The following is a 24330-nucleotide window of genomic DNA, read 5'->3' as shown; positions in this document are numbered from 1 at the left end:
TGTCTCATCACTTGTCGTACCCAAGAAGTCATCGGTAGCACCTCTCACATGATGTACCCAGAAATAATAGATACCTGTAGTCCCATTTACGCCATCATCATTGGTATAAGTCATTGTCGTTTGACCAGTACCATCAATGGCCGTGTATGTGGTCGTTTCACCTAAGATATTTGCATTCGTCAGCGTGGTACTTCTTGTGATCTCCGTATCACCGGCATCAAATGTAAGGTCACCATCATCCACATACCATACGTACGTTGCCTCTTCCGCTGCGTCACTGGTCGTTATTGGAGCAACCGCATCCCCTTCACAAGTAAAGTATTCAGTGGCAAACTCTGTTTCCTGTGTCACAATATCATCCACAGGTTCAAATAGATAGAGATTCGTAGTGGTATTTACGGTAAGGTCCGCCGATGAAGTAGCATTGTCATTTGCTGTTATGTAAGCAATGACCAGGGTATCAATTACTTCTCTCCCAGTGGTCACATTCGCATCCAGGAAGGCATCAATTGCCGATGGGTCAATGTCCCAATCCGTATTTGCAGCTCCTGAAGGAGAACCGAATGTCTGGGCGGTACCGCTGTAAATAAGTGCATCACTTATTTCACCACCGGCACTTGAATTCACCCCCGCACTTCCAATGCTTGTCAGAATATTGCCGTCTTGCACATAGTAAATCTCCAGATCGTAGAAGTCTGCGTTTCCTTCGTCTGTGTCAGTCGCTACATCTACACCAGAAGGGTTGCTATTTACTAAGAGGTCTTGCTGTGCTTCATCACGACCGAAATTGATCTTCTGTCCATCATCAAAGAATGGTGAAACTACTGGAGTAATCGCCAGCGTAACAACATCTTCAAACCTGGCTGAAACGCCCGATGTAGCATTGATCCACTGAAAATCCAATGGATACGTACCCTGACCGACAATGCTCGCATTGAAGGTCGCTACTGTTATATTCGTTCCAGCTTCACCAGTAATAAAAGAGTTACTACTATTTGGCGTATCTTCTTCTCTATCCGGTGTACCAATGGCAACTCCGGAAATCTGTAATTCCTGATCTAACACGTTACCTACCCTTAGATCAGTTGTTGCATCTTCACCAACTGAGAAGTTGATCCGATCTTCGGTATTGTCAATGTTATCAAGGAAAGCAAGAGAATAAATCACAGAAGAGCCTTCACTATCCGTTTCATTCACTGCAGTTTCCGTGATATAGAATGTATATACACCGTTGATATCATTCGCATCGGCATCATAATCGCTTGAAGAAGTTCCTCCTAAAGTGAGACCTTCATCCGCCAGGAACACATCAATGGTTGGTGTCCACCCTGAGGCCTTCGTAACATTGATGGACTGAGCTCCAGTAACTGGGTCAGTCAAATCCTCATCACGATAAATGGTGATCGTACTTCCTTCTACAGAAGGTGTAAATGTTACTGGTGTACCAGTAAATAAGTTGATACCATCAGTTGTTGTTCTATACATCGCGACTTCATCATCCGTATCACCATCTGTATTGGTAGCAACCTCCGTCAGGCTTATTTTTCCTGTAAATGTTCTCTCTATAGTCGCAGTTACTGAAGTAGGAGCAGCATTGTTTGCTAAATCAAAAATCTCTCCATTACTATTGGTATAAGTTACTAGAAGGTCACCTTCAGCATTACTGAAATCAGCAACCGTCAATGCGATTTCGTCATCCTCTGCTGTATTATCTACCTGAGCAGAAACCGCGTAGTTATTTGAATCTTCATCAACGACCGTAAAGTCTGTAGGATTCGTACCATTTGTCGCCACATTCTCATTGAAGGTCACGATAATTTCCGTATTACTAGATCCAATCTCCGCAGTAATCGTAGATGTTGGCGCAGTATTGTCTACTACCACACTTGAACCATCTGTAATATCTGACTCAGATACCTGAACGCCTGTATTACCAGCGTCATCATTGTAATCTATCTGGAATGTGATATCACCATCGGTATCTCCCAAGTCTACATTGAAAACAATTGTCCAAATTTCATTCGTCACATCTGTTTCGGTAATCGTTTCTGTGCCAGAAGCTGCCATGGCTACACCGCCACTTTGCAAATTGCTAATGGTCGGGAAGCCACTTGATAGATCATCATTGAAGTTCACTGTGATCGTGACCTCATCTCCGTCCTGAACAAAGTCATCGCTACCAGAGGTGTTGTCAGTACCAGAAGAACGAACGATAGTAAGCGATTCAATTACTGGATCTGAAGCGTCTACTTCGATGGAACTTCCGTCTGTTGTCGCGGTAACCTGTGTTCCCGCGATACCTGCATCATCTATAAAGTTGATAAAGAAGGTCAAAGGTCCATCCGCATCCTTATCTACCCCATCAGAGGTACCATCACCATCTACCGTATAAGTCACGTCGAAATTCTGGAAGTCTGGTGCACCAGGATTATCATGAGCCACTGTAATCGGACCTTGAACATCAATGTTGCCACTTCGAATGGTCACCGTAGGTAAGGCACTCAATACATCAGACGATACGATATCTAGTGTTACAACGTCTCCGTTTGTCGCATGTTGATTATCAGTGGTGTTATTGCTCACTAAAGTTACTGTCGTAAGCGTGGGAGCATTGAAGTCGGCTTCTACAGATGTCGCATCAGTTGTCGTGCTTACCTGAGTTCCAGCAATGCCAGCATCATCGATAAAATCTATGGTGAAGGTAACTGCACCTTCACTTTCTGATCCCAACAGTGTATAAGTAGCACTGTAATTATTGCTGCCCAGGTTATTCAGCGTAGGAGTAACCGGCGTTCCTCCTATCGACATGGTCACAGCTGGATTGGAAGCTGCTGATGAACTTAAATCATCATCCATCGTGAAGGATAAAGTAATCTCATCACCTGTCGTTGCATGTTGATTGTCCGTACTGTTGTTGGTACTCAAACTAACCGTCGATAACGTAGGAGCTATGAAATCCGCTTCTATGGAGCTACCATCACCAGTTGCTGTTACCTGTGTTCCAGCATTACCTGCATCATCGATAAAGTCAATCGTGAAGGTAATTGCTCCATTATTCTCTGTTCCCAATAAGGTATAGATAGCCGTGTAATTTGGCGCTGAACCTGTATTCACCGTTGCAGTAACTGCTGTTCCCCCAATGGAGAGACCCACTACCGGAGTAGCACTAAGGTCATCATCAGCGGTGAATGACAAGGTCACTAGGTTGCCTGTCGTACCATGACTTGCATCTGCAAAGTCTTCCGATGCCGTCTGGCTACTGACTAGCGTAACTCCTGAAAGCGTAGGAGCTGTATTGTCTACTTCAACCGTAGTAGCATCTGTCGTAGCAGTAACTTGTGTTCCCGCAATTCCAGCATCATCTACAAAGTTGATGAAGAAGGTAACATCTCCATCTGCATCCTTATCAACACCATCAGAAGTCCCTACCCCATCTACTGCATAAGTCACATTGAAATTCTGGAAGTCCGGGGCACCTGGATTGTCATGGGCCACGGTTACAGGTCCCTGTACATCAATGTTTCCACTTCGCACGGTCACCGTTGGTATCGCACTCAGTACATCGGAAGAAACAATGTCGATGGTTACTGTATTGCCATCCGCTGCGTGACTGGCATCTACAAAAGTCTCTGATGCTGTCTGGCTACTCGCTATGCTTACTGTTGTCAATGTCGGTGCATTGAAATCTGCCTCTACTGAAGTTGCGTCTGTAGTAGCCGTAACCTGCGTTCCTGAAATACCTGCATCATCAGTGAAATCTATCGTAAACGTTACTGCACCTTCATTCTCCGAACCTAACAGCGTATAAGTCGCACTGTAGTTATTGCTTCCCAGATCATTCAACGTAGGGGTAACTCCTGTTCCTCCTATCGACATGGTTACAGCTGGGTTGGAAGCTGCTGATGAACTTAAATCATCGTCCATCGTGAAGGATAAAGTAATCTCATCACCTGTCGTCGCATGTTGATTGTCCGTACCATTGTTTGTACTCAAACTAACCGTCGATAACGTAGGAGCTATGAAATCCGCTTCCAAAGATGTAACCGTATTGATGGTCGCACCAGCATTGCCTGCATCATCCGTAAAGTCTATGGTGTATTCTATTACTCCATTGTTCTCTGTTCCTGCCAAAGTATAGGTAGCAGTGTAAGTAGGTGCTGACCCTGTATTCAAGGTTGGGGTGACGACTGTTCCTCCTACGGTTATCCCTACTGTCGGATCGACACTCAAATCATCATCTGCTGTGAAAGATAAGGTGATCAGGTTACCTGTCGTACCATGACTCGCATCTGCAAAGTCTTCCGATGCCGTCTGGCTACTGACTAGCGTAACTCCTGAAAGCGTAGGAGCTGTATTGTCTACTTCAACCGTCGTAGCATCTGTCGTAGCTGTAACTTGTGTTCCCGCAATTCCAGCATCATCTACAAAGTTGATGAAGAAGGTAACATCTCCATCTGCATCCTTATCAACACCATCAGAAGTCCCTACCCCATCTACTGCATAAGTCACATTGAAATTCTGGAAGTCCGGGGCGCCTGGATTGTCATGGGCCACGGTTACAGGTCCCTGTACATCAATGTTTCCACTTCGTACCGTCACCGATGGTATCGCACTCAGTACATCGGAAGAAACAATGTCAATGGTTACTGTATTGCCATCCGCTGCGTGACTGGCATCTACAAAAGTCTCTGATGCTGTCTGGCTACTGGCTATACTCACAGTTGTCAATGTCGGTGCATTGAAATCTGCCTCTACTGAAGTAGCATCTGTAGTAGCCGTAACCTGCGTTCCTGAAATACCTGCATCGTCAATGTAATCTATTGTAAACGTTACCGCCCCTTCGTTCTCTGAACCTAGAATGGTATAAGTCGCACTGTAATTGTTACTTCCTAAATCATTGATCGTCGGTGTTACTCCGGTACCTCCTATGGACATGGTGACTGCAGGATTCGAAGCTGCTGATGAACTTAAATCATCGTCCATCGTGAAGGATAAAGTAATCTCATCACCTGTCGTCGCATGTTGATTGTCCGTACCATTGTTTGTACTCAAACTAACCGTCGATAACGTAGGAGCTATGAAATCCGCTTCCAAAGATGTAACCGTATTGATGGTCGCACCAGCATTACCTGCGTCATCGGTAAAGCTTATCGAATAGGCAATTGCTCCATTGTTCTCAGTACCTGCTAAGGTATAGGTTGCCGTATAAGCTGGTGCAGATCCCGTATTCAAGGTTGGGGTGACGACTGTTCCTCCTACGGTTATCCCTACTGTCGGATCGACACTCAAATCATCATCTGCTGTGAAAGATAAGGTGATCAGGTTACCTGTCGTACCATGACTCGCATCTGCAAAGTCTTCCGATGCCGTCTGGCTACTGACTAGCGTAACTCCTGAAAGCGTAGGAGCTGTATTGTCTACTTCAACCGTAGTAGCATCTGTCGTAGCAGTAACTTGTGTTCCCGCAATTCCAGCATCATCTACAAAGTTGATGAAGAAGGTAACATCTCCATCTGCATCCTTATCAACACCATCAGAAGTCCCTACCCCATCTACTGCATAAGTCACATTGAAATTCTGGAAGTCTGGGGCGCCTGGATTGTCATGGGCCACGGTTACAGGTCCCTGTACATCAATGTTTCCACTTCGTACCGTCACCGATGGTATCGCACTCAGTACATCGGAAGAAACAATGTCGATGGTTACTGTATTGCCATCCGCTGCGTGACTGGCATCTACAAAAGTCTCTGATGCTGTCTGGCTACTGGCTATACTCACAGTTGTCAATGTCGGTGCATTGAAATCTGCCTCTACTGAAGTTGCGTCTGTAGTAGCCGTAACCTGCGTTCCTGAAATACCTGCATCATCAGTGAAATCTATCGTAAACGTTACTGCACCTTCATTCTCCGAACCTAACAGCGTATAAGTCGCACTGTAGTTATTGCTTCCCAGATCATTCAACGTAGGGGTAACTCCTGTTCCTCCTATCGACATGGTTACAGCTGGGTTGGAAGCTGCTGATGAACTTAAATCATCGTCCATCGTGAAGGATAAAGTAATCTCATCACCTGTCGTCGCATGTTGATTGTCCGTACCATTGTTTGTACTCAAACTAACCGTCGATAACGTAGGAGCTATGAAATCCGCTTCCAAAGATGTAACCGTATTGATGGTCGCACCAGCATTGCCTGCATCATCCGTAAAGTCTATGGTGTATTCTATTACTCCATTGTTCTCTGTTCCTGCCAAAGTATAGGTAGCAGTGTAAGTAGGTGCTGACCCTGTATTCAAGGTTGGGGTGACGACTGTTCCTCCTACGGTTATCCCTACTGTCGGATCGACACTCAAATCATCATCTGCTGTGAAAGATAAGGTGATCAGGTTACCTGTCGTACCATGACTCGCATCTGCAAAGTCTTCCGATGCCGTCTGGCTACTGACTAGCGTAACTCCTGAAAGCGTAGGAGCTGTATTGTCTACTTCAACCGTCGTAGCATCTGTCGTAGCTGTAACTTGTGTTCCCGCAATTCCAGCATCATCTACAAAGTTGATGAAGAAGGTAACATCTCCATCTGCATCCTTATCAACACCATCAGAAGTCCCTACCCCATCTACTGCATAAGTCACATTGAAATTCTGGAAGTCTGGGGCGCCTGGATTGTCATGGGCCACGGTTACAGGTCCCTGTACATCAATGTTTCCACTTCGTACCGTCACCGTTGGTATCGCACTCAGTACATCGGAAGAAACAATGTCGATGGTTACTGTATTGCCATCCGCTGCGTGACTGGCATCTACAAAAGTCTCTGATGCTGTCTGGCTACTGGCTATACTCACAGTTGTCAATGTCGGTGCATTGAAATCTGCCTCTACTGAAGTAGCATCTGTAGTAGCCGTAACCTGCGTTCCTGAAATACCTGCATCGTCAATGTAATCTATTGTAAACGTTACCGCCCCTTCGTTCTCTGAACCTAGAATGGTATAAGTCGCACTGTAATTGTTACTTCCTAAATCATTGATCGTCGGGGTTACTCCGGTACCTCCTATGGACATGGTGACTGCAGGATTCGAAGCTGCTGATGAACTTAAATCATCGTCCATCGTGAAGGATAAAGTAATCTCATCACCTGTCGTTGCATGTTGATTGTCTGTACTGTTGTTGGTACTCAAACTAACCGTCGATAACGTAGGAGCTATGAAATCCGCTTCCAAAGATGTAACCGTATTGATGGTCGCACCAGCATTACCTGCGTCATCGGTAAAGCTTATCGAATAGGCAATTGCTCCATTGTTCTCAGTACCTGCTAAGGTATAGGTTGCCGTATAAGCTGGTGCAGATCCCGTATTCAAGGTTGGGGTGACGACTGTTCCTCCTACGGTTATCCCTACTGTCGGATCGACACTCAAATCATCATCTGCTGTGAAAGATAAGGTGATCAGGTTACCTGTCGTACCATGACTCGCATCTGCAAAGTCTTCCGATGCCGTCTGGCTACTGACTAGCGTAACTCCTGAAAGCGTAGGAGCTGTATTGTCTACTTCAACCGTAGTAGCATCTGTCGTAGCAGTAACTTGTGTTCCCGCAATTCCAGCATCATCTACAAAGTTGATGAAGAAGGTAACATCTCCATCTGCATCCTTATCAACACCATCAGAAGTCCCTACCCCATCTACTGCATAAGTCACATTGAAATTCTGGAAGTCTGGGGCACCTGGATTGTCATGGGCCACGGTTACAGGTCCCTGTACATCAATGTTTCCACTTCGTACCGTCACCGATGGTATCGCACTCAGTACATCGGAAGAAACAATGTCGATGGTTACTGTATTGCCATCCGCTGCGTGACTGGCATCTACAAAAGTCTCTGATGCCGTCTGGCTACTCGCTATGCTTACTGTTGTCAATGTCGGTGCATTGAAATCTGCCTCTACTGAAGTTGCGTCTGTAGTAGCCGTAACCTGCGTTCCTGAAATACCTGCATCATCAGTGAAATCTATCGTAAACGTTACTGCACCTTCATTCTCCGAACCTAACAGCGTATAAGTCGCACTGTAGTTATTGCTTCCCAGATCATTCAACGTAGGGGTAACTCCTGTTCCTCCTATCGACATGGTTACAGCTGGGTTGGAAGCTGCTGATGAACTTAAATCATCGTCCATCGTGAAGGATAAAGTAATCTCATCACCTGTCGTCGCATGTTGATTGTCCGTGCCATTGTTTGTACTCAAACTAACCGTCGATAACGTAGGAGCTATGAAATCCGCTTCCAAAGATGTAACCGTATTGATGGTCGCACCAGCATTGCCTGCATCATCCGTAAAGTCTATGGTGTATTCTATTACTCCATTGTTCTCTGTTCCTGCCAAAGTATAGGTAGTAGTGTAAGTAGGTGCTGACCCTGTATTCACAGTTGGTGAAACCATCGTTCCTCCTATTTCAAAATCTACTGATGGTGTCGCACTGAGATCATCATCAGCAATGAAAGTTAAGGTGATCAGGTTACCTGTCGTACCATGACTCGCATCTGCAAAGTCTTCCGATGCCGTCTGGCTACTGACTAGCGTAACTCCTGAAAGCGTAGGAGCTGTATTGTCTACTTCAACCGTCGTAGCATCTGTCGTAGCAGTAACTTGTGTTCCCGCAATTCCAGCATCATCTACAAAGTTGATGAAGAAGGTAACATCTCCATCTGCATCCTTATCAACACCATCAGAAGTCCCTACCCCATCTACTGCATAAGTCACATTGAAATTCTGGAAGTCTGGGGCGCCTGGATTGTCATGGGCCACGGTTACAGGTCCCTGTACATCAATGTTTCCACTTCGTACCGTCACCGTTGGTATCGCACTCAGCACATCGGAAGAAACAAGGTCGATGGTCACTGTATTGCCATCTGCTGCGTGGCTGGCATTTACAAAAGTCTCTGATGCCGTCTGGCTACTCGCTATGCTTACTGTTGTCAATGTCGGTGCATTGAAATCCGCTTCTACTGAAGTAGCGTCTGTAGTAGCCGTAACCTGCGTTCCTGAAATCCCTGCATCATCAGTGAAATCTATCGTAAACGTTACTGCACCTTCATTCTCTGAACCTAGGATGGTATAGGTCGCACTGTAGTTATTGCTTCCCAGATCATTCAACGTAGGGGTTACTCCTGTTCCTCCTATCGACATGGTCACACCCGGTGTGGCACTCAAGTCGTCATCAGCAGTGAATGCAAGTGTGATCTCATCTCCGGTTGTGGCATGTTGATTATCTGTACTATTGTCAGTAGTTAGGCTAACCGTCGATAACGTAGGAGCTATGAAATCCGCTTCCAAAGATGTAACCGTATTGATGGTCGCACCAGCATTGCCCGCATCATCCGTAAAGTCTATGGTATATTCAATCGTTCCATTGTTCTCAGTACCTAACAAGGTATAAGTCGCAGTATAATTAGGTGCCGATCCTGTGTTCACAGTTGGTGTAACCATCGTTCCTCCTATTTCAAAATCCACTGATGGTGTCGCACTGAGATCATCGTCTGCAGTGAAAGATAAGGTGATCAGGTTACCAGTGGTACCATGGTTGGCATCTGCAAAGTCTTCCGATGCAGTTTGGCTACTGACTAACGTAACGCCTGACAAAGTTGGAGCAGTCACGTCAACCTCCATAACGCTTCCATTAGTGGTACTAGTCACTTGTGTTCCTACATTTCCCGCATCGTCCTCAAAATCGATAAAGAAGGTCACATCTCCATCTGCATCTTTATCTACTCCGCCAGTAACCCCTGTTCCATCCACTGTATAGGTGATATTGAAATTCTGGAAATCTGGGGCGCCAGGGTTATCATGAGCTACCGTTATGGAGCCTACAAAATTCAGTCCGCCACTCCTCAATACTACTTCGGGTAGTGCGCTTAGTACGTCTGACGCAACAACATCTAAAAGTATCGTATTACCACCTGTTGCGTGTTGATTGTCGGTACCATTATCACTAATCAGTGTGACTGTAGTAAATGTTGGCACAGTAAAATCAACTTCAACAGAAGTCGCATCCGTTGAACTAGTTACCTGTGTACCGGCATTTCCAGCATCGTCAGTAAAATCTATCGTAAAGGTCAAGGCTCCTTGATCGTCAACATCCGTACCTACCATGGTTCCTGTACCGTCGATCGCGTAAGTCGCAGAATACATGTTACTACCCAGGTCATTCACCGATACCGTACCGACAACACCGGTACCGTTGATGAACATATTAACTGTTGGTGTGGTAGACAAAGCATCATCTGAAGTAAAAGACAAGGTTACGATATCTCCAGCCGTAGCGTGTTGATTATCCGTGCTGTTATTGGTACTCAAGGATACAGGTGACAGGCTTGGATCGGTTTGATCAAACGTTACCGTAGTTGAAGAAGCCTCTACTCCAGCTGCACCAGGAAGTGAATTACCTGAAGCATCAATGATTGGAGAGGTTCCATTATTGTTCACATCAATGGATAGAGTACCATCTCCAACAATTTCACTAATGGTAAAGTGCCATACTCCAGCACCCTGGTCAGCAAGGACCGGATCAATGGTTGCACCAAAAGTCACCCCGGAAGTGTTTATCGTAATATCTGTTACATCAACTCCTACATCATAATTGAATTGCCCAACACCTTCGGAGAAAGTGATTACAAACAGGGCTGTATTATCCCCAGTGTTGGAGGTTGAGCCTAAAGTAGGTGTGATGTCTATAGAAGAAATAGTTGGTACATTACTATCTACTGTTACCGTACTGGCATCACCCGTAGCTACCACCTGAGTCGCGGTATTTCCTGCAACATCCGTGAAGTCAAGGGTAATTGAAATTGTTCCAGACTGGTCAGCGACATCCACCTCATATCTCGCTTCCCAATCGTTTCCAGATGGGTTACTATAAGATGTAGTGTTTTGAACATTGGCTCCATCACTTTGGAATACAACCATTGGATTACCTGAAAGGGTCTCGGACGAAGTAAAGCTCAGGATCACATCATCACCAACAGAAGCGCCCGCAGTACTTACCGCATTATTAGATTCAATATGAACCGTCGCTCCGGCATTTGGTGCAGTATTATCAATTTCATAATCACCGGCGTTGGTATTGGTCTGCGTTCCAATCGAATTTCCAGCTGCATCTATTACAGATATCGTCACCAACTCACTCGCATCGTCTCCAGAAGGTACCGTCCAATCGTAAGTCCAAACAAGCGCGTCGGCCGTGGCAGACATGGCAGTGGAGCCAACACTTGAACCAATCACAATTGTTGGAGTTCCATTCAAACCACTACTCTCAGTGAACGTAGCTGTGATGGTAACCACATCGCCCTGTTTAAAGGTATCGTCATTTGCGTCATCTGGATCCTGATGATCATCAGTAACGACCACAGTTGGTGCCAAATTGTCAATGGTCATGCTACTGGAATTGGTCACATCAGTCTCTGATGCAGTAGTTCCTGCATTACCTGAGTCATCCGTAAAATCAATATCAAATGTTAAGGCTCCATCTGTATCTCCAGCGTTCACGACATATGTAAATTGCCAGATATCATTGACCGCATCCGTCTCTGTAGTAGATGGTGATGCATCGTTGATCGCAACTCCCCCACTTTGTACGTTGCTGAACACAGGTGTTGCGCTTAGGTCATCATCAAAATCCACCTGAATGGTTACGGTATTACCTGTTATCCCATATTGATTATTCGTGCCATTAGTAGATGAAATGACTAAAGCTTCAATAGTCGGTGCCGTATTATCAATTTCCACAGTTTGAGAGGCTCCACCCCCATCAAGATCAGTATTATCTGCAGTGGTTCCACCTATCCCAGTATCATCATCGAAATCTAAAGTGAAATTAACCTGACCGTCATTATCAAGAGCCGATACCGTGTAGGTAGCAGTCCAAATGTCATTCACCGCATCTGTTTCCATCACTGTAACGGAGTTATTTACGGCACCACCATTACTGGTAAAGGAGACCACAGGATCTGCAGAAAGATCATCATCAAAATCCATGGTCAAGGTCACTGTATTACCAGTTCTGGCATGTGAGGCATCTGTACCATTATTTGAAGTAATAGACAGTGCTTCCAAAGTCGGCGCAGTAAGATCAACCTCCACAGAATTTCCTGGCAAGTCTGCCTCCGTAATGGCTGCACCTTCGGAATTGCCCGCAGCATCATCAAATGTGAAGGAGAAGGTGACATCACCTTCGGTATCGCCTGCATCCACGGTATAAACTGCAGCCCAAATGTCCTGCGCAGCATCCGTTTCAGTCACCACCGCAGCATTAGCCGTCATTACGCCCCCACTTTGTAAGTTAGCTGGAAGGAGATTTACGGCCTCCATGTCTTCATCAAAGTCCAGGGTGATCGTTACTACATTACCTGAAGTAGCATGTAGGTTATCTGCATTGTCTGAAGCTATTGTAACCGTAGGTGCATTTGGTGTGGTATTATCAATGGTCATCGAACTGGCATCGGTAACATTAGTTTCGGTTGCCGCAGCACCTGCATTGCCAGCCTCATCTGTAAAATTCAGATCAAAGGTCACTGCTCCGTCTGTATCACCTGCATTTACCACGTATGTAAATTGCCATATATCATTTACTGCGTCGGTTTCCATAATCGTAGGTCCTGGATCGGCGAATGCCACACCTCCACTTTCAACGTTGGTGAAACTTGGAACGGCATCTTCATTAAATTCTACCTCAATGGTTACAGTATTTCCCGTAATGCCTCGATCATTATTAGTTGAATTGTCACTGACAATTTCCAGTCGTTCAATCGTCGGAGCAGTATTATCAACTTCCACAGTTTGCGAAGCTCCACCTCCATCAAGATCAGTATTATCTGCAGTAGTACCTGCTAATCCTGCATCATCGTTGAAATCTAAGGTGAAGTCGACCTGACCTTCATTATCAAGCGCTGATACTGTGTAGGTAGCCGTCCAAATATCATTGACCGCATCTGTTTCCATTACCGTCACCGTATTATTGATTGCACCACCATTGCTAGTGAAAGCGACCGTAGGATTTGCAGAAAGATCATCGTCAAAATCCATGGTTAAGGTGACTGTATTACCGATTATGGCATGTGAAGCATCTGTTCCATTATTAGAAGCAATAGACAGTGCTTCCAAAGTCGGCGCAGTAAGATCAACCTCCACAGAATTTCCTGGCAAGTCTGCCTCCGTAATGGCTGCACCTTCGGAATTGCCCGCAGCATCATCAAATGTGATGGAGAAGGTAACATCACCTTCGGTATCGCCTGCATCCACGGAATAAACTGCAGTCCAAATGTCCTGCGCAGCATCTGTTTCAGTCACCACCGCAGCATTAGCCGTCATTACGCCCCCACTTTGTAAGTTAGCTGGAAGGAGACTTACTGCTGAGATGTCTTCATCAAAGTCCAATGTGATCGTTACAACATTACCTGTAGTAGCATGCAGGTTATCCGCATTGTCTGAAGCTATTGTAACCGTAGGAGCATTTGGCGTGGTGTTGTCAATGGTCATCGAACTGGCATCGGTAACATCAGTTTCGGTTGCTGCGGCACCAGAGTTACCTGCCGTATCGTCGAAATTCAGATCAAAGGTCAAAGGTCCATCAGTATCACCAGCATCTACAACGTAGGTAAACTGCCAAATGTCATTTACAGCGTCAATTTCCATGATAGTCGGGCCTGGGTCAGCAAAAGCAGCTCCGCCGCTTTCTATGTTGGTAAACCCTGGAACCGCATCTTCATTAAATTCCACTTCAATGGTTATTGTATTACCCGTAATGCCTCGATCATTATTGGTGGCATTGTCACTGAAGATTTCAAGTCGTTCTATGGTAGGTGCCGTACGATCAACGGTTACTGAACCACTTACAGCGCCATTCGTTTCGTCGGTTGAACCGGCATTTTCAGCAGCATCTGTGAAATTAATATCGTAAGTCACTACTCCATCAGTATCCAGGGCGTCAACCGTATAAGTAGCCGTCCATTCGAATGTACCCGCATTGGTTTCCACTGCGGTAACTGTACCCGAGTTGACGACATCTCCACCGGAAGCAAAATCTACTGTCGGGGCTACATCCTGATCTTCATCGAAATCCAAAATAAGCGTAATGACATTGCCGGTATTGGCCAAGGTATTAGTGCTGTAATCGGAAGTAATGGTGATCGCATCAAAACCACTCGCTGTGTTGTCTATGGTAAAATCTGCGGAAGTGACACTCGCAGCCAATGAATTAGGTATTGCTGCCAGGTCATCAATGTTGGGGCCTACTTCTATACCAATGGTTCCGTCTCCATCTATGTTATTAATGGTGAAAGTGAAGTTCATATCGTCACCGGAATTCACTAGTTCGGTATCATTCCCATTAGCGACATAAAGATCGGCTGTCTGAGATGTACCCACAGCTCCAATAGTGGTACCTGTTAGGGTAATGTCTATATCCGTTTCATCGAAGGTAGCATCATCAATTTCCTCTGAGAACTCCAGGTTAAATACGACTGTTCCTGAATTAGTACCATCTGATGTCCCTGTAGCCGGGTCTTCTCTGGTAATGGTCAAGGTTGGATCTATGTTATCCGTAGCAGTTACAAATGTCCAATCCGTATCCGTGGTAAAGCCTGCAAAATCCAGTGGGGCTGCATTATTAGGTGCATCGGTGAAAGCTCCAGCATCTACTGTTACATAATAGCTACCTGACCCTTTCAATAAAGAAGGTAAGGTAATCGTAGCAACATTATTGAGCACGGAAACATCTCCGACATCAATGGTGATCAATTCAGGAGGAAATACGTCTAATACGATATTGATATCACCTGTACCTACTACCACATCTTCATCGAAGGTCATTGTAAATGTACCGGTAGTCACCACAACTCCTGTTTGACCATCCTGTGGAGAGAGGTCAGCCATGGTGTCATCGATGGTTGGTGCCGTGGTATCGTCAATTACTACAGCGCTAGTTGCATCACCTGTGCTGAGGGTGGTAGCTCCTGTACGGCTACCGGTATTCGCATCATTATCAGCGATACTGAATACCACACTAGTTTCTTCCGAGAATACAGTGAAAGAAGTGGTTACTGTTCCGTTCACGAGCGTTACCACTTCCGTTGTTGTACTAGCCCCATCGAAATCCGTAGGGCCGGTAATGACCAGATCGGATCCTTCATCCAAATCAAGATTTCCATTAACATCCTGAGCTTCCAATGTGATACCAATATTGTCCGTATCTCTTTCATATGGAGATCCGGAAACAACCGCCGCATCATTGGTTACAATGATTCTATCTCCAACTACCTCCACTAGGTTATCACCGGTTTGTTTTACGGTCGTTGCCGGGGTTATTCCTGAGGATGTTCCTGCTACTGGTGTACCATCAGCAAGAGCAAAGCCCGATCTACCTCCACCTGTATCGGCAGTTGTTGAAGTCACTGTGAATGTGATTTGCTCCTGATCAGTAATATCAGCTGGCGCCGAGTTGAAAGAAGCCCTAAGTTCAACCGTCACAAAGCCATCATCTGGAATGTCGAAATCTTCGTTGAGCCCAAAGGTTCCATTAAGCGTAGATTTGTCAAGGTCAAAGGTCAAGATGTTAGATGCTGTAGAAACGTCGAATTCACCAACTTTTGTACCAGCAGTAATATCACTACCATCTGTCGCAGTAACGGTATATAATGCCACACGATCGAGGTTATTAGCACCGGAAGTTACAGTAACTTCAAAGTCCTGCATTCGTGTCACTTTCGTATCACTATCACCGGACTCTCCTCCATCCCGGATATCAAATTGCCCTAGAACAATCTCCGTTGCATCTCCATCAATTTCCCCGTCACCATCTTGGTAACTCAAGTATTCTACATATTCCGGATAATCAAATGAAGCATTTTCAATGACATCTGATCCCGCATCTGACGCTGAGATAACGCTAGATCTTACTGATAAAGGCGTCGCATAAGTAAAACCAGCAATTGTCACAGTATTGTCTGAACCATCAGTATCAATATCAAATTCGTAATCACCTCCGTTATTTACACTTAAACCTGAGAAGGTAAAAACACCAGAACTTGGAGAAATATTGGTTGTGGAAGCTCCATCAAAAGCAGCTCCACCAGGTCCTGAATGAATCGTGATATCAGCGAGTTCATCGAAATCAGTATCAACGTTTCCGTTTGCATCTTCCACTTGAGCAACGATAGAAAATGTCGCTGCTGTTCCTGTACCTCCTGTAGGTTCCGAGGTGATTACAAGAGCAGTACCTCCTACTACTACTGTATTTTCTCTTCCTGAACTAGCTGAATTTGTTCCTGAAAAAGTAACGCCAGAACTACCAGAAGTCGCTGTGGTCACACCTGTTAAATCGAACACGTATTGATCATTATCAACAACAGTATTCTCAAAGGAGACATAAATGGTGTAATTCTCAGTTCCTCCACTAGCCACATCAATGTCTGTGGTCAAAGAAATATTATTGCTTCCAGTGATTGTCCCAGTCTCGAATATGAAACTCATTGCAGTTTCATCATAGATACCGAGGGCTTTTAGATTGCCTTCGGTACCCGACGTAACATCAAGGACCAAATCTGTTATGGTTGTTCCAAGTGGATCCGCTGTAGCCGCATCTGCAACAGAGAAACGGAAAACAGAAACCGCATTTGAAGTGGTTAAAGAACCCGATGTTCCAGTGAAGCTAGTATAATCAATGTCATCCGTTTCCCCTCCCAGGTTGGCAATACTTGAATCTGTATCTTTTGCTACAACATTAACAGTTGCAGCCACTGAAAGACCTGTCACTTCATTGTCATCATCGCCTCCTGTTGCTCCATCGTCTGTAACAGTAGTAATAGTGACGACACGATTAGCCGCAGTTGGTGAACCTGAATTATTATCATAGGTCATTCCATCTATGATAGATTCAAATGATGTTTCTGTCTCCATACCAGCACTGAAGGTAATCGTAGCTGTACCTCCAGGGTTACTTACACTGAAGTTGTAATTACTGGTCGAGCCGGCGTTGGAATTAAGGGCTATTGCTGTACCATCTATGTTCAACTCTTCATCTGAACCACTGGTTCCATCTGTCACATTAGTGACGGTAATGACAAATCCGGCAACATTATCTCCTTCGATGGTATTCACATCAGAAGCGCTAAAAAGACTTACCGCGCCAAAACCTTCAGACCAGGTAGGTGTGGCACCCGTCGCAGTAAAAGTAGGTTCATCATTAGCTGCATCAACTGTTAAGCTGGCAGTAGCAGTTCCTGAACTAAAGGCTGTTGTGGTTCCATTGGTGGAAACATCCACCCCTGTAGATCCCGAACTTCCTGTAGTTTCATCCCAGGCACGGAAGGTCAAATTACCTGAGCCACCATTATAATTTGAATTAGGTACAAATCGGATCATGTTGGCTGCATCATCGTTAAGCAACACCGCACTTGCATCTGATACCGCACCGAAACTTGTCCAGCTCGCTCCTGAATTGGTAGAATATTCCCAGGTTCCGTTCGTAGTTGTTGTTCCTGTTACAGCGATTCCTTCATCTGCACTGGCATCTACGTCAGCAAGGGTGATGCTTCCATCAGCCAAAATTGAAGCGACAGTATTTCCGGCAGGATCCGCATCATCTTCCGTCACATTGGACATAGTCGCTGTTCCGGAAAGTGTGGGCGCATCATTCGCCGCATCAACTGTCAAACTAGCGGTCGCTGTGCCTGTACTAAAGGCGGTTGTGGTTCCATTGGTGGAAACATCCACCCCTGTAGATCCTGAACTTCCTGTAGTTTCATCCCACGCTCGGAAGGTTAAGTTACCTGAGCCACCATTATAATTTGAATTGGGAACAAAGCGAATCATGTTGGCTGCATCATCGTTCAATAATACCGCACTGGCATCCGATACCGCACCGAAGCTTGTCCAGCTCGTTCCTGAATTCGTAGAATATTCCCAGGTTCCGTTCGTGGTTGTAGTTCCTGTCACTGCGATTCCTTCATCGGCACTGGCATCTACGTCAGCAAGCGTGATACTTCCATCGGCTATAATTGAAGCTACTGTATTTCCAGCGGGATCAGTGTCATCCTCTGTCACATTCGACATGGTCGCTGTTCCCGAAAGTGTCGGTGCATCGTTTTCCGCATCAACTGTTAAACTAGCGGTCGCTGTGCCTGTACTAAAGGCGGTTGTGGTTCCATTGGTGGAAACATCCACCCCTGTAGATCCTGAACTTCCTGTAGTTTCATCCCACGCTCGTAAGGTTAAGTTACCTGAGCCACCATTATAATTTGAATTGGGAACAAAGCGAATCATGTTGGCTGCGTCATCGTTCAATAATACCGCACTGGCATCCGATACCGCACCGAAGCTTGTCCAGCTCGTTCCTGAATTCGTAGAATATTCCCAGGTTCCGTTCGTGGTTGTAGTTCCTGTTACCGCGATTCCTTCATCGGCACTGGCATCTACGTCAGCAAGCGTGATACTTCCGTCAGCCAAAATAGAAGCCACTGTATTTCCAGCGGGATCCGCATCATCTTCCGTCACATTGGACATAGTCGCTGTTCCGGAAAGTGTCGGTGCATCGTTTTCCGCATCAACTGTTAAACTAGCGGTCGCTGTGCCTGTACTAAAGGCGGTTGTGGTTCCATTGGTGGAAACATCCACTCCTGTAGATCCTGAACTTCCTGTAGTTTCATCCCACGCTCGGAAGGTTAAGTTACCTGAGCCACCATTATAATTTGAATTGGGAACAAAGCGAATCATGTTGGCTGCGTCATCGTTCAATAATACCGCACTGGCATCCGATACCGCACCGAAGCTTGTCCAGCTCGTTCCTGAATTCGTAGAATATTCCCAGGTTCCGTTCGTGGTTGTAGTTCCTGTCACTGCGATTCCTTCATCGGCACTGGCATCTACGTCAGCAATCGTGATGCTTCCATCGGCTATAATTGAAGCTACTGTATTTCCAGCGGGATCAGTGTCATCCTCTGTCACATTCGACATGGTCGCTGTTCCGGAAAGTGTCGGTGCATCGTTTTCCGCATCAACTGTCAAACTAGCGGTCGCTGTGCCTGTACTAAAGGCGGTTGTGGTTCCATTGGTGGAAACATCCACTCCTGTAGATCCTGAACTTCCTGTAGTTTCATCCCACGCTCGGAAGGTTAAGTTACCTGAGCCACCATTATAATTTGAATTGGGAACAAAGCGAATCATGTTGGCTGCATCATCGTTCAATAATACCGCACTGGCATCCGATACCGCACCGAAGCTTGTCCAGCTCGTTCCTGAATTCGTAGAATATTCCCAGGTTCCGTTCGTGGTTGTAGTTCCTGTCACTGCGATTCCTTCATCGGCACTGGCATCTACGTCAGCAAGCGTGATACTTCCGTCAGCCAAAATAGAAGCCACTGTATTTCCGGTAGGATCCGCATCATCTTCCGTCACATTGGACATAGTCGCTGTTCCCGAAAGTGTCGGTGCATCGTTTTCCGCATCAACTGTTAAACTAGCGGTCGCTGTGCCTGTACTAAAGGCGGTTGTGGTTCCATTGGTGGAAACATCCACTCCTGTAGATCCTGAACTTCCTGTAGTTTCATCCCACGCTCGGAAGGTTAAGTTACCTGAGCCACCATTATAATTTGAATTGGGAACAAAGCGAATCATGTTGGCTGCATCATCGTTCAATAATACCGCACTGGCATCCGATACCGCACCGAAGCTTGTCCAGCTCGTTCCTGAATTCGTAGAATATTCCCAGGTTCCGTTCGTTGTTGTTGTTCCTGTTACCGCGATTCCTTCATCGGCACTGGCATCAACATCCCCTAATGTGATACTTCCATCAGCTAATATTGACGCTACCGTATTTCCTGTGGGATCAGCATCATCTTCAGTGACATTAGACATAGTCGCTGTTCCGGAAAGTGTAGGCGCATCGTTCTCCGCATCAACTGTCAGGCTCACGGTCGCCGTTCCTGAACTGTAGGGTTCTGATCCTCCATTCGTTGAGACATCTACTCCTGTGGACCCTGAAGTTCCAGAGGTTTCATCCCAGGCGCGGAAGGTTAAGTTACCAGAGCCACCATTATAATTTGAATTGGGAACAAAGCGAATCATGTTGGCTGCGTCATCGTTCAATAATACCGCACTGGCATCCGATACCGCACCGAAGCTTGTCCAGCTCGTTCCTGAATTCGTAGAATATTCCCAGGTTCCGTTCGTGGTTGTAGTTCCTGTCACTGCGATTCCTTCATCGGCACTGGCATCTGCATCCGTCAGCGTAATACTTCCATCCGCAAGGATTGATGCTATTGTATTACCGGAAGGATCAGCGTCATCTTCAGTGACATTAGACATAGTTGCTGTACCTGATAGCACAGGCGCATTATTAGCAGCAGCAACGACATCAAGACTTACCGTGGCCGTTCCTGAACTAAATGCTGTAGTTGTTCCATTAGTTGAGACATCTACTCCGGTTGAGCCAGATGCCCCGGTGGTTTCATCCCAGGCACGGAAGGTCAAATTACCTGAAGTTCCAGTATACGATGCATTAGGTACAAACCGGATAAGATTCGCCGGATCATCGGACAACAGCAAGGCACTAGTATTGGTTACAGCACCGATGCTAGCCCAGGTTCCTCCAGTATTAGTGGAATATTCCCAGGTCCCATTTGTAGTAGTGGTACCAATTACAGCAAGACCCTCATCCGCACTCGCATCAACATCTGCCAGGGTGATACTTCCATCAGCCAAAATAGAGGCCACCGTATTTCCAGCGGGATCAGTATCATCCTCTGTCACATCGGACATAGTAGCCGTTCCTGAAAGCGTCGGTGCATCGTTCGCTGCATCTACTGTTAAACTAGCGGTCGCTGTGCCTGTACTAAAGGCGGTTGTGGTTCCATTGGTGGAAACATCCACTCCTGTAGATCCTGAACTTCCTGTAGTTTCATCCCACGCTCGGAAGGTTAAGTTACCTGAGCCACCATTATAATTTGAATTGGGAACAAAGCGAATCATGTTGGCTGCATCATCGTTCAATAATACCGCACTGGCATCCGATACCGCACCGAAGCTTGTCCAGCTCGTTCCTGAATTCGTAGAATATTCCCAGGTTCCGTTCGTGGTTGTAGTTCCTGTCACTGCGATTCCTTCATCGGCACTGGCATCTACGTCAGCAAGCGTGATACTTCCGTCAGCCAAAATAGAAGCCACTGTATTTCCGGTAGGATCCGCATCATCTTCCGTCACATTGGACATAGTCGCTGTTCCGGAAAGTGTCGGTGCATCGTTTTCCGCATCAACTGTTAAACTAGCGGTCGCTGTGCCTGTACTAAAGGCGGTTGTGGTTCCATTGGTGGAAACATCCACTCCTGTAGATCCTGAACTTCCTGTAGTTTCATCCCACGCTCGGAAGGTTAAGTTACCTGAGCCACCATTATAATTTGAATTGGGAACAAAGCGAATCATGTTGGCTGCATCATCGTTCAATAATACCGCACTGGCATCCGATACCGCACCGAAGCTTGTCCAGCTCGTTCCTGAATTCGTAGAATATTCCCAGGTTCCGTTCGTGGTTGTAGTTCCTGTCACTGCGATTCCTTCATCGGCACTGGCATCTACGTCAGCAAGCGTGATACTTCCGTCAGCCAAAATAGAAGCCACTGTATTTCCGGTAGGATCCGCATCATCTTCCGTCACATTGGACATAGTCGCTGTTCCGGAAAGTGTCGGTGCATCGTTTTCCGCATCAACTGTTAAACTAGCGGTCGCTGTGCCTGTACTAAAGGCGGTTGTGGTTCCATTGGTGGAAACATCCACCCCTGTAGATCCTGAACTTCCTGTAGTTTCATCCCACGCTCGGAAGGTTAAGTTACCTGAGCCACCATTATAATTTGAATTGGGAACAAAGCGAATCATGTTGGCTGCATCATCGTTCAATAATACCGCACTGGCATCCGATACCGCACCGAAGCTTGTCCAGCTCGTTCCTGAATTCGTAGAATATTCCCAGGTTCCGTTCGTGGTTGTAGTTCCTGTCACTGCGATTCCTTCATCGGCACTGGCATCTACGTCAGCAAGCGTGATACTTCCGTCAGCCAAAATAGAAGCCACTGTATTTCCGGTAGGATCCGCATCATCTTCCGTCACGTTGGACATAGTCGCTGTTCCCGAAAGTGTCGGTGCATCGTTTTCCGCATCAACTGTTAAACTAGCGGTCGCTGTGCCTGTACTAAAGGCGGTTGTGGTTCCATTGGTGGAAACATCCACTCCTGTAGATCCTGAACTTCCTGTAGTTTCATCCCACGCTCGGAAGGTTAAGTTACCTGAGCCACCATTATAATTTGAATTGGGAACAAAGCGAATCATGTTGGCTGCATCATCGTTCAATAATACCGCACTGGCATCCGATACCGCACCGAAGCTTGTCCAGCTCGTTCCTGAATTCGTAGAATATTCCCAGGTTCCGTTCGTTGTTGTTGTTCCTGTTACCGCGATTCCTTCATCGGCACTGGCATCAACATCCCCTAATGTGATACTTCCATCAGCTAATATTGACGCTACCGTATTTCCTGTGGGATCAGCATCATCTTCAGTGACATTAGACATAGTCGCTGTTCCTGAGAGTGTAGGCGCATCGTTCTCCGCATCAACTGTCAGGCTCACGGTCGCCGTTCCTGAACTGTAGGGTTCTGATCCTCCATTCGTTGAGACATCTACTCCTGTGGACCCTGAAGTTCCAGAGGTTTCATCCCAGGCGCGGAAGGTTAGGTTACCAGAGCCACCATTATAATTTGAATTGGGCACAAAACGAATCATGTTCGCTGCATCATCATTTAAGATGACTGCACTTGCATCGGAAACACTACCAAAACTCGTCCAGCTTGTCCCTGAATTGGTAGAATATTCCCAGGCTCCATTTGTCGTAGTGGTTCCAGTCACTGCGATTCCTTCATCGGCACTGGCATCTGCATCAGTCAGTGTAATACTTCCATCAGCCAGAATAGAGGCTACGGTATTACCTGTAGGATCAGCATCATCTTCGGTCACATTTGACATGGAGGCTGTACCCGATAGCACCGGTGCATTATTACTTGCTGCGGCTGAGACAACCAGATCGGTCAACACAAAATAGGTGGCTGACTTGCCTCCCATCCCATCACTCACGTAGATATCGAGATAGGTGATGTTCGAATTATTGGTGGACAATGGCACCACATTAGCATAGTTCTGGGTGACCGAAGATGTGGCTATAACCCCAAGGCTACTGCTGACTGTAAATGTTCTCGTCGATGAGTAATTACCAATTGAAAGACTGGTCGGTGTAAAAGCCGCATTGTCATCAAATCTCAAGCGGATATTCGTTTCATTGGTGCTCGAGTTTACTACCGTTGTACTTGAAATTCGAGGAGCCATTGGCCCTATCAAAGTGTACGCATAAGTACTGGCTGTAGTACCATCAGCTACCAATGTGTAGTTTGATTCTGGGGCTGACGCACCACCTAAAAATTCTGCATCGGTAGAAGCAGCACCACCAAGCGCACCTAAAACTGAAACTTCGCTAAAATCAAGCGTACCGGAAAACTGCAAAGTTCCTGTGAAATCTTTTAATGCAATTGACTCTGGCAGTGGCGTAGCTTCAATGTCTCCAGTTTGAATTTCCAGATCCCAATTAGCTTTATCCGCATCATTTCCTGTGATGTCGTTTGAAGCGGCAATATCAAAATCATAATCGCCCTTCACTACTTCCAGGAATCGCTGACCTTCAACACCCTTGGCAAGTTCGCATCCATAGAACAATAAGTCTCCACCAGATTTAATTGCTCCATTCAATGCCGCCAACGCACTTACATTTTCTTCAAAGGTTTTGGCATCAATGATGTCATTCCCTAATTGTAACTTACCAGAAGTAGCATGAGAGATCACATGGACCGCTTCCAGATTACGATACCTTGTCAAGGTAGCCAGCAGCTGCACAATACCGCTTTTACCCGATTCGATTTCGATAATATCTACACCTGGTCGATCCTGTGAAAGAAAAATCGACTTATTCTGGACAGCTGCATCCACGATCAGGAGCTCTTTGATCTTCTGCCCTTTTTCGAAATGAAAATCCAGATCAACTTCCGCGTCCATTCCTCCAACAGCGCCTGTTGCCTTATGCACGTCATAGAAATTGATACTTGAAAACGGAGTTAATCCTGGATCAGCCAAATATTGCTTATTCCCGGTATAACCTCCTCTTCGGGTCCGGTAGTAGGACGAAGGTCCTCCAATAACCGACAAGGAGGCTGTTAATGCCACCTGAAGGCAGGCTACCTTTAGGTTTTTAAATATACTGTTGTGCAT

Annotated in this window: 1 protein-coding gene (running past one end of the window); it reads right to left on the bottom strand. The window is 46.0% G+C overall.

Annotated features, from left to right (window positions below):
- Positions 1 to 24330 carry the 5' portion of a DUF4347 domain-containing protein gene (locus tag R8G66_05595; GenBank protein ID MDW3191812.1) on the bottom strand. The gene continues 3444 nt to the left of window position 1, outside the view, so the window shows 24330 of its 27774 coding nt (coding positions 1-24330); its start codon is at positions 24328 to 24330; its stop codon lies beyond the left edge, outside the window.

Source organism: Cytophagales bacterium (assembly GCA_033344775.1).
Lineage (GTDB): Bacteria > Bacteroidota > Bacteroidia > Cytophagales > Cyclobacteriaceae > JAWPMT01.
The sequence above is the reverse complement of the archived record's forward strand: the minus strand, read 5'-3'. Positions and strand labels throughout refer to the sequence as shown.